At 32.4% G+C, this 7,079-nt stretch carries 13 protein-coding genes; all 13 read right to left on the reverse strand.

Going from position 1 to position 7,079, the window contains the following annotated elements; all coding sequences use genetic code 11:
* Window positions 1-91 precede the first annotated feature (91 nt).
* Entirely contained in the window at window positions 92-394 is a 303-nt protein-coding gene (locus ASC36_RS09950; RefSeq protein WP_055426348.1) for an HNH endonuclease, read from the reverse strand.
* A gap of 1 nt (window position 395) precedes the next feature.
* Complete coding sequence (locus tag ASC36_RS10735) at window positions 396-566, reverse strand: hypothetical protein (RefSeq protein WP_156332327.1); 171 nt, start codon at window positions 564-566, stop codon at window positions 396-398.
* Window positions 547-774 (reverse strand): hypothetical protein, encoded by a 228-nt coding sequence (locus ASC36_RS09955; RefSeq protein ID WP_055426349.1) that lies wholly within the window; start codon window positions 772-774, stop codon window positions 547-549. The genes ASC36_RS10735 and ASC36_RS09955 overlap by 20 nt, the downstream gene beginning before the upstream one ends.
* Window positions 775-827: 53 nt before the next feature.
* The gene (locus ASC36_RS09960; RefSeq protein ID WP_055426350.1) at window positions 828-1,541 is read right to left on the reverse strand and encodes a Rha family transcriptional regulator; all 714 of its coding nucleotides are present in this window, start codon (window positions 1,539-1,541) and stop codon (window positions 828-830) included.
* 11 nt (window positions 1,542-1,552) lie between these two features.
* On the reverse strand, window positions 1,553-2,332 hold the full coding sequence (locus ASC36_RS09965; RefSeq protein ID WP_055426351.1) for a hypothetical protein: 780 nt from the start codon (window positions 2,330-2,332) through the stop codon (window positions 1,553-1,555).
* Complete coding sequence (locus ASC36_RS09970) at window positions 2,307-3,140, reverse strand: DUF4373 domain-containing protein (protein ID WP_055426352.1); 834 nt, start codon at window positions 3,138-3,140, stop codon at window positions 2,307-2,309. Before ASC36_RS09970 ends, ASC36_RS09965 begins: the two co-directional genes overlap by 26 nt.
* Before the next feature lie 53 nt (window positions 3,141-3,193).
* Complete coding sequence (locus tag ASC36_RS09975; protein ID WP_141656266.1) at window positions 3,194-3,376, reverse strand: hypothetical protein; 183 nt, start codon at window positions 3,374-3,376, stop codon at window positions 3,194-3,196.
* Window positions 3,377-3,401: 25 nt separating this feature from the next.
* The gene (locus ASC36_RS09980; protein WP_141656267.1) at window positions 3,402-3,800 is read right to left on the reverse strand and encodes a hypothetical protein; all 399 of its coding nucleotides are present in this window, start codon (window positions 3,798-3,800) and stop codon (window positions 3,402-3,404) included.
* A gap of 208 nt (window positions 3,801-4,008) precedes the next feature.
* The gene (locus ASC36_RS09985; protein ID WP_055426355.1) at window positions 4,009-4,401 is read right to left on the reverse strand and encodes a DUF3127 domain-containing protein; all 393 of its coding nucleotides are present in this window, start codon (window positions 4,399-4,401) and stop codon (window positions 4,009-4,011) included.
* Between the two features lie 8 nt (window positions 4,402-4,409).
* Window positions 4,410-4,850, reverse strand: coding sequence for a hypothetical protein (locus tag ASC36_RS09990; protein WP_055426356.1), 441 nt, complete (start codon window positions 4,848-4,850; stop codon window positions 4,410-4,412).
* A gap of 5 nt (window positions 4,851-4,855) precedes the next feature.
* The gene (locus ASC36_RS09995; RefSeq protein ID WP_055426357.1) at window positions 4,856-5,887 is read right to left on the reverse strand and encodes a PD-(D/E)XK nuclease-like domain-containing protein; all 1,032 of its coding nucleotides are present in this window, start codon (window positions 5,885-5,887) and stop codon (window positions 4,856-4,858) included.
* Window positions 5,884-6,441, reverse strand: a complete 558-nt coding sequence (locus ASC36_RS10000) for an ERF family protein (RefSeq protein WP_055426358.1) — start codon at window positions 6,439-6,441, stop codon at window positions 5,884-5,886. The genes ASC36_RS09995 and ASC36_RS10000 overlap by 4 nt, the downstream gene beginning before the upstream one ends.
* A 12-nt stretch (window positions 6,442-6,453) precedes the next feature.
* Window positions 6,454-6,744 (reverse strand): hypothetical protein, encoded by a 291-nt coding sequence (locus ASC36_RS10740; protein ID WP_141656268.1) that lies wholly within the window; start codon window positions 6,742-6,744, stop codon window positions 6,454-6,456.
* Between the last annotated feature and the right edge of the window lie 335 nt (window positions 6,745-7,079).

Genomic DNA, 7,079 nt, shown 5'->3' on the forward strand with positions numbered 1-7,079 from the left:
CCGGCATAGATATTTTTTTCTTCTCGTAATTTATTACCTACCGACTGCACGGTCATTTTAGTTATTACTGCATGTTTTAAGTTTATCATTATTAAAATAATTTAAGTTGATTTTTTCTAAATTCTTTTCCATATTTCCTGTTTTCAATATGCATTGACAAATCATATTTTAAGTGGCAAGCTTGACAAAGCGCCGCTAACCTTTCATCTTTAACCTCATGATTTTCGCTATCATGGTCTAAATGCGCAATCGTTAAAATAACCTTTGTTCCGTTTTCTTTTATAGAGTAATTTTCTATTCCGCAGAACTCGCATTTATTTTTAGCTCTTTTAATTACTCTTGGCCTTAATTCCGAGAGCCAATTTTTAGGGTATTTTTTATAATCTATGGGCATTTTATTTTAATAATAAAGTTCTTTTATCTACTCGGGTGTATCTTTTCCCTTTTAGTATGTTTTCTTTTTCTATTTTTTTCGCTACTTCTAAATTCTTTATTGCTTTTTCTCTGGATATTTTTATTTCTTTATGAGTTATTTCGCCTGTTGGTCTATAATCTTGTTTTCTCATTTGCTTTAATTTCTTTTTTAAATTCTTCATAAGAATTGTTGTACTTTATTTTTATACAATTTTCTACTACTGTATACCCCATACTATTTATAGATTCCTGTATTTGTTTTTCCATCTTTTCTGCTCTTATTATTTCCATAAAAATTTCATACTCTGAGGGGATTTGCATTTGATTGGATTTGCTTTCTATATATTTTATTTCCGACATTGATATATTTATTTACAATAACAGTGTTTGTTTTTCGCTTTTATAAAATTAAATTACGCTGTTTTTAATGTAATTTGGTTGTGTATAAATTCCCTACCTTTCTCTGTCCATACCGTTAACATGCAGGATCTTTCAACCCCGTCACTACCTATGTATAGGTTAGTTTTGGTTTTTGTAAATCCTTTGTCTTGAAACTTTCGACTCAACACCCATACCCCCGCTTGTTTGTACTGTATTTTCTTTTCCGCTAAAATTTTGTTTAATGTTCTAGCACTCATGCCTAATTCTTTGGCTATCAAATTAATATTATAAGTGTTTTCAGCGTTAAGCACGTTGTTGTAATACTCAACTTTGGGCGCTTGTTTTTTAAGTTCCTGAGCTTGTAGTTCGGACTTATATTCAAGTTGAGCTACCTTATTTTCAAGAATTTGCCTTGATCTCATTAATATGTAATCATCTGAATTTAAAGTTTTTTCCATTTCATTAAACGCATTAATGAAGTCCAACTTGAATTTCAACGCCTTTTCTCCCGTAAAACCCATCACCAATAAACTAAAACCGTCACGGTTCATTATGTACATGGGGTAAGTTCTATTACTAGTATCTATATATGAAGACTCAATAAATAGATGTGCGCAATTTTGCGCAGATGATAATAAGTCTCTAATTGAGCGTATTACATCACGATGATTTTTATTGAATTTCTCAGCTACTAACAAGCTGTTAGTTACTGCTCTGTTGTTTTCTATTTTTACTAATGTTTCCATGGTTTTTGTTTTTATTGATTTTCAAGCTTTTTTAATTCCGATAAAAGGGATTGATAGGAATTAAATTTTTTTAAATATTTGCTCACTACAATATCTCTGCATTGTTGCTTTACAAATTCTACGGGTATACCGGTAATTATTTTTTTCTTTAAATCTTCAATGTTGGAAGGGTTTTTCAAAAAACCGACATCAAACAACTTACTTTCTTTTATATCTTTTTTATTTTTAATTTTTTTTAAAAATAAATACGCTTGATACCTGTATAATCTTTTAGCTAATTGCTTTGAAATTTTAATTTTATCCTTTATTATCGGATATAAATATGTTGCTTTATCTGTATATCCTATATCTTGTAATTCTTTGAAAATAATCTCACAATAATTGCGTAAAATTTCTTCTTTTTCTTGGCGGATTTTATCTTCTGTTTTTGATGTTAGGGTTAACTGAGATAAGATTTGCTTTGCCTTCCAAACCCTGTCGTTATTTTCTTTCTCAATAACATAACTCCTTAATATTTCTGCACTTTGCTTTATGGACAAAACCTGAAATATCTTAAACATTTTCCCCTCTTCATCTAAAAGATTTCCGTTTAGTGCCATTACATGGGCGCCATAAACCTCTAAAGAAGTTAATTTTTTAAATGGTGAGGCAAAAAACCAAGACGTCCAATCTGCGTGGCAAGCCTTGTCTTCAGCGATCGAGTATAACCTACAAATTTTATTGAGAACTCCATTTTCGGAAATTAATTCGCCAATTGTAACCGGATTATAGCAAATTTCCCATTTCAGCATTTCTGGCAAGTTCTCTAATGATTTTCGCGGTATCTGCTTTAGCGATCCTCTTAACCTTATTTTCGTAATTTCCTGCTTCTGAATATCTTTTTTCATCGTTATTTTCAGATTTTAGCTTAAATAGTCCTGTCCATCCATTACTAATTGAATTATTTACAATTTTACGCGCTTGTTCTTCGTCGCCTTTTGAAAGCTCTATAAGTCTATTTACTGCTATTTGCTCCCATTTCGAACCTGCGTAACTTTTAATTCTTGCGGCTTTGCGATATGCTTTCCATTCTTCCCAAATAGGCTCAAATGCTTTCGGTATTACTATCTGCTCGGGGATTTTTTCTTTTTTATTTGTGTGATAATCCTTGTTTTCATTTACTTTAATTTCTTTTTCTTTACTTTCATTTAATGTTTGAGGGAGGCTTAAAGGAGGCTTAAGGGTAGCTTCAATGTCGCTTATTCCTTGCTTTGTTTTAGCTTCTCTTTTTCCTGATTTCGATAACTTTTTACGCATCTCATCTAATTGATACACTCGGTTGTTAAGACTAGATGAAAAAAAGTGTTTTTTATCTTCTGAAAATTCAAACAATCCGAAATCTTCTACTATCTCTTTTACTTTTTTTGCGTCTACACGAAGGTCAAAAGCTACAACGTTGTAATCTTTGACACTCATATAATTTGCGCTCTCCAAAAGTCTTTCAATTATCATAAAATATATTCCATAACCCTCCGCACCATACCTCATCCGTACGGCGATAATTTTTTCATCGTTACGAGCGTTGCAATCATGCGAAAAATAACAGGTTTCTTTTAACATATTTTTTTTATTTTAATCTGATTCGTTTTATAGCGTTTTCATTGAAATAAAGTTTAAATCTCCTTATATCCTTTATCTTCTTGGTAAAATCCTAATTCATAACCTTGTATTCTCCACCCCTTAAATCCGTCTTTTCTCATTTTTTCCAGCAGCAAATAATATTTCTCAATGCTCATTTCTTTTTTCATTACTACTAATATTATTTCGTTGGGGTTTTTGTATCTTTTTTTACTCATGACAAATTCAGATATTACTATTATTTTAAATTTTTCGGAAAAACCCATTTTCGTCAAAACCATACGATTCATCGACATCTATTACCACCCCTAATATCTTTTCTCCTACTTTAACTGCGTGTATTTTCTTTATTGTTTTTTTATCTTCCTCGTATTCTGCTATAACGATAAATCCTTTTTGAGCACTCGCTATAGAACCATATCCTAATGCGCAGGATACTGAATTTTTACCTTCTGTGATGCTATCTGCATACGTCCCCATCGTGATACTGTGTGAGTTTTCGCCTTCTGTGAAATTGGTTGCCCTTTTACCTGTAGTGACGCCGTGCGAGTTTTTGCCATATGTTCCGATATCTGCACACTCTCCCATAGCGACACCGTGTGAGCTATCGCCTTTCGTGGATATGCCTGCAAATTCTCCCATTACTACACCGTGTGAGTTTTTGCCTTCTGTGTAGCCGTGGTCCTCTTTACCCATCGTCACGCTATGGGAATTATCTCCATATGTGAAACTGTATGTCTTTTCTCTCATGACTACACTGTGAGAACTATCTTCTTCTGTCCTACTACTTAAGATATCTTCTGTTATAATACTGTGCTTTGTTTCTTTTTTCATTTTTTTGTTGTTATTTTTAAAATGGCAAATCGTTATCCTTCTCTTCTTCTTGCATAGTAGGGGCATATGGCGCAGGAGATACATGAGCGTAAGGTGATGTCATAGGGTTTTCTTGTACCATTCCAGAAGAAACAGGAATTAATTTTTCTATTCTCCAGCCTGTAATGCTGTTAAAATATTTAGTTTCCCCTTGTGGATTTACCCATTCACGCCCTCTAATGTTAATAGATACTCTTACATCTTCACCTATATTAAATGAATTAATGATATCTGTTCGTTCTCCTACAAGCTCGATTAATATATGCTGAGGATATTGTTCTTCTGTAGTTATTACCACCTCTCTTTTTCTAAATCCGCTGCTAAATGTTTGAATGTCTGATATTGATTTTATTCTTCCTGCTATTTCCATGGTTTGGTTTATAAATATTCTTTATTGTTTTCTATCTGAATTCTTATTTCGTTTAAAAAAATTAAGTCTTTGGGCTCAGGTAAGTAAAACCCATATTCTTTTGCTGAATAATTTCTAAATCTTTCTATTGCTGTGGTCATTTCTTTAGTGTTTAAAGAGGCGGTACTTTTCCATGATTCTCGTATTTCTCCTGTTTTTCTGTTTATAAATTCCGTTTTGAAAAGGTCCCTGTTAACTTTCTTTTTAAATATTTCCAGTTTTATATATTCAAGTGTGTCTCCATATTCCAATGCGAAAAACCCTAATAACAAATACAAATAATTGTTTTGACTTAAACTTCTAAAATGTTGTTTTTTAGTTAGTTCAAACATTTTTTTATGTTTAATTAACCAATTAAAATATTCTTTAGCTCTTTGAGCTTCTATTGGGTTTTCCGCGTTGTAGTACATAATGTTTACCTGTCTTTGAATATTTCGTTATCAAATCCTTCAATCCATTTAGGCTTATAAAATTTGGTTTTAGACCTAAAAAAATTATAGGATTTATTAAAAGCATTTTCCTCTATCATCTTATTTAAACAGTTAATTTTAAAATCAACTTTTCTCATTGCGTAATCTAAATACCCTTCATCTACCTCTATAATGGAGTAGTTAAATTTATCGTCATAGGTGATGAATTTGAATTTCGGATTAAGGCTTAACCCAAGGATGATTAATCCTAAGGAATATACCCCAAATTGAAGGTCGTAATTATATTTACGCATGTCATATTCAAATTTGTCGGGGGTGCTATCGGACGTATATTTGAAATCGTAAAAAACTTTAGGTTGAAAAGCGTCTAATATTCCTTTAATTTTCCATCCTTTATGTTCAAATTCTATTGTTTTTTGAAATTCTTCAACTTGCTCTAATTCTGCTAATATTTCATCTTGCGATAGTAAATTTTCACTTATATCTTTGCATTTTTGGTAACATTCATCACTGATACCCTTCTTATTTTCGCAAATTGAATCTATATAAGGTATTAAATGGTTTAGGCTTTCCCTACTTCCTCTTTTATAAAACACTTTAAATGTTTCGTCTAATAGTGCTTCAAAATCGGGTGAATTTTTATCTATTTCTTTACCCTTTATTTTTTCAATTACCGCATTGCAAAAATTAACTTGCAATTCTGTTGTTGGGACGTCTTCTAAAACTGAATAATTTTTATTGAATAATTCAGGGGTAGTAATTAGAGTATCTATGACACTTCCCATGGTCATCCCTTCGTTGGTTTTTTTGGGAGACAAGTAATAGTTCATAAAATTTATTGGGCTATCAAGGTGCTTTAACGAAGAGTAGCTTAATGTTTTTTGCTTATTTTTAAGCTCTTCTATTAAAATATCTTTTTCTGTCATTTGCTGTTGAGTACTCATTAAGTATTCTTGTTGATTTTCTAAGTAATATTGCTCTGAATATTGAGCTGCCAGTTCACCGGATACACTCATTTTATTTGTTTTTTTAATTCCTTTATTTTTTCTCTTATAGCTTCTTTATATTGAATTTTCATCCCCTTAGGTGCTGTATTCCATTGTACACCGAATTCTTTTAGGTATTTTATATCCGTTGAGCTTATCGCTTCTTGAAATTCTTTTTCTGATAACCATTGGGTAATTCGGGGTTTTTCTTGCGCATTTTGAGTTGCTTTATTGCCATCATCATCTTCGGCCTGCAAACCTAAAAGAGATTGCAAGCTATACCTGCGGTAATAGGTAATTGCGGAACCTGTTTTTTGAGGATCTTGAAAAACAGGTAATTCTATTTCGCTGGTTACACTTTCGCCCGAATCTATATCTGTTATCGTGGATATTACTTTATTATCCTTTAAGGGCTGCAGAAGAAGAAGGTTATTTTTGTGTAATAGTGGATCAACGTGCTCAATGAGCTGATTAACATCAAAGTATTTCGATTTAAAAAAGGGGTTTACCTCATTTTTTAAAAGTTTACCTATTTCTAATTTTACCTGAAAAAGTTTTTTATACAGGTTGGTTTTATTTTCCATGGTGTGATTATTTTAAAATTTTGTAAATATTCCGTCATCGTCAAAACCATACAATACATCTGCATCTATTACCACCCCTAATATCTCTTCCCCTACTTTAGCTGCGTGTATTTTCTTTATTGTTTTTTTATCTTCCTCGTATTCTGCTATAACAACAAATCCTTTTCTAGTAGCTACTTTTGAATCGTACCCTAAGGCGCAGGATACGGAATTTTCGCCTATTGTGTGACTGTATGCATCTTCTCCCATCGTCACACTGTGAGCGTTTTTGCCATCTGTGAAGCTGCATGCATGTCTCCCCATCGTCACACTGTGGGAATTGTTACCTTTTGTGTAACTGTCTGAATTTTCACCAATAGTGACACTGTGAGAGTTTTCGCCTATTGTGAAGCTGCATGCATGTCTCCCCATCGTCACGCTATGGGAATTATCCCCTTTTGTGTAACTGTATGCATCTTCTCCCATCGTCACACTGTGGGAATTATTACCTTTTGTGTAACTGTCTGAATTTTCACCAATAGTGACACTGTGAGAACTTTCTTCTTTTGTCACGCTACTTAAGATATCTTCTGTTATAACACTATGTTTCATTTCTTTTTTTTATTTTTCTGTTGTTTTTATATTACTCACTTCTTCTT

The organism is Apibacter mensalis, assembly GCF_001418685.1.
GTDB classification, from domain to species: Bacteria; Bacteroidota; Bacteroidia; order Flavobacteriales; family Weeksellaceae; genus Apibacter; species Apibacter mensalis.

Excerpts from the sequence above, each read along its gene's own strand:
- ASC36_RS09985 (WP_055426355.1), bottom strand. The coding sequence starts at position 4,401 with ATGGAAATAGCAGGAAGAATAAAATCAATATCAGACATTCAAACATTT.
- ASC36_RS09975 (WP_141656266.1), bottom strand. The coding sequence starts at position 3,376 with ATGAGTAAAAAAAGATACAAAAACCCCAACGAAATAATATTAGTAGTA.
- ASC36_RS09960 (WP_055426350.1), bottom strand. The coding sequence starts at position 1,541 with ATGGAAACATTAGTAAAAATAGAAAACAACAGAGCAGTAACTAACAGC.
- ASC36_RS09990 (WP_055426356.1), bottom strand. The coding sequence starts at position 4,850 with ATGTACTACAACGCGGAAAACCCAATAGAAGCTCAAAGAGCTAAAGAA.
- ASC36_RS10735 (WP_156332327.1), bottom strand. The coding sequence starts at position 566 with ATGAGAAAACAAGATTATAGACCAACAGGCGAAATAACTCATAAAGAA.
- ASC36_RS10740 (WP_141656268.1), bottom strand. The coding sequence starts at position 6,744 with ATGGGGAGACATGCATGCAGCTTCACAGATGGCAAAAACGCTCACAGT.
- ASC36_RS09955 (WP_055426349.1), bottom strand. The coding sequence starts at position 774 with ATGTCGGAAATAAAATATATAGAAAGCAAATCCAATCAAATGCAAATC.
- ASC36_RS09950 (WP_055426348.1), bottom strand. The coding sequence starts at position 394 with ATGCCCATAGATTATAAAAAATACCCTAAAAATTGGCTCTCGGAATTA.
- ASC36_RS09970 (WP_055426352.1), bottom strand. The coding sequence starts at position 3,140 with ATGTTAAAAGAAACCTGTTATTTTTCGCATGATTGCAACGCTCGTAAC.
- ASC36_RS10000 (WP_055426358.1), bottom strand. The coding sequence starts at position 6,441 with ATGGAAAATAAAACCAACCTGTATAAAAAACTTTTTCAGGTAAAATTA.
- ASC36_RS09980 (WP_141656267.1), bottom strand. The coding sequence starts at position 3,800 with ATGGGAGAATTTGCAGGCATATCCACGAAAGGCGATAGCTCACACGGT.
- ASC36_RS09995 (WP_055426357.1), bottom strand. The coding sequence starts at position 5,887 with ATGAGTGTATCCGGTGAACTGGCAGCTCAATATTCAGAGCAATATTAC.
- ASC36_RS09965 (WP_055426351.1), bottom strand. The coding sequence starts at position 2,332 with ATGCTGAAATGGGAAATTTGCTATAATCCGGTTACAATTGGCGAATTA.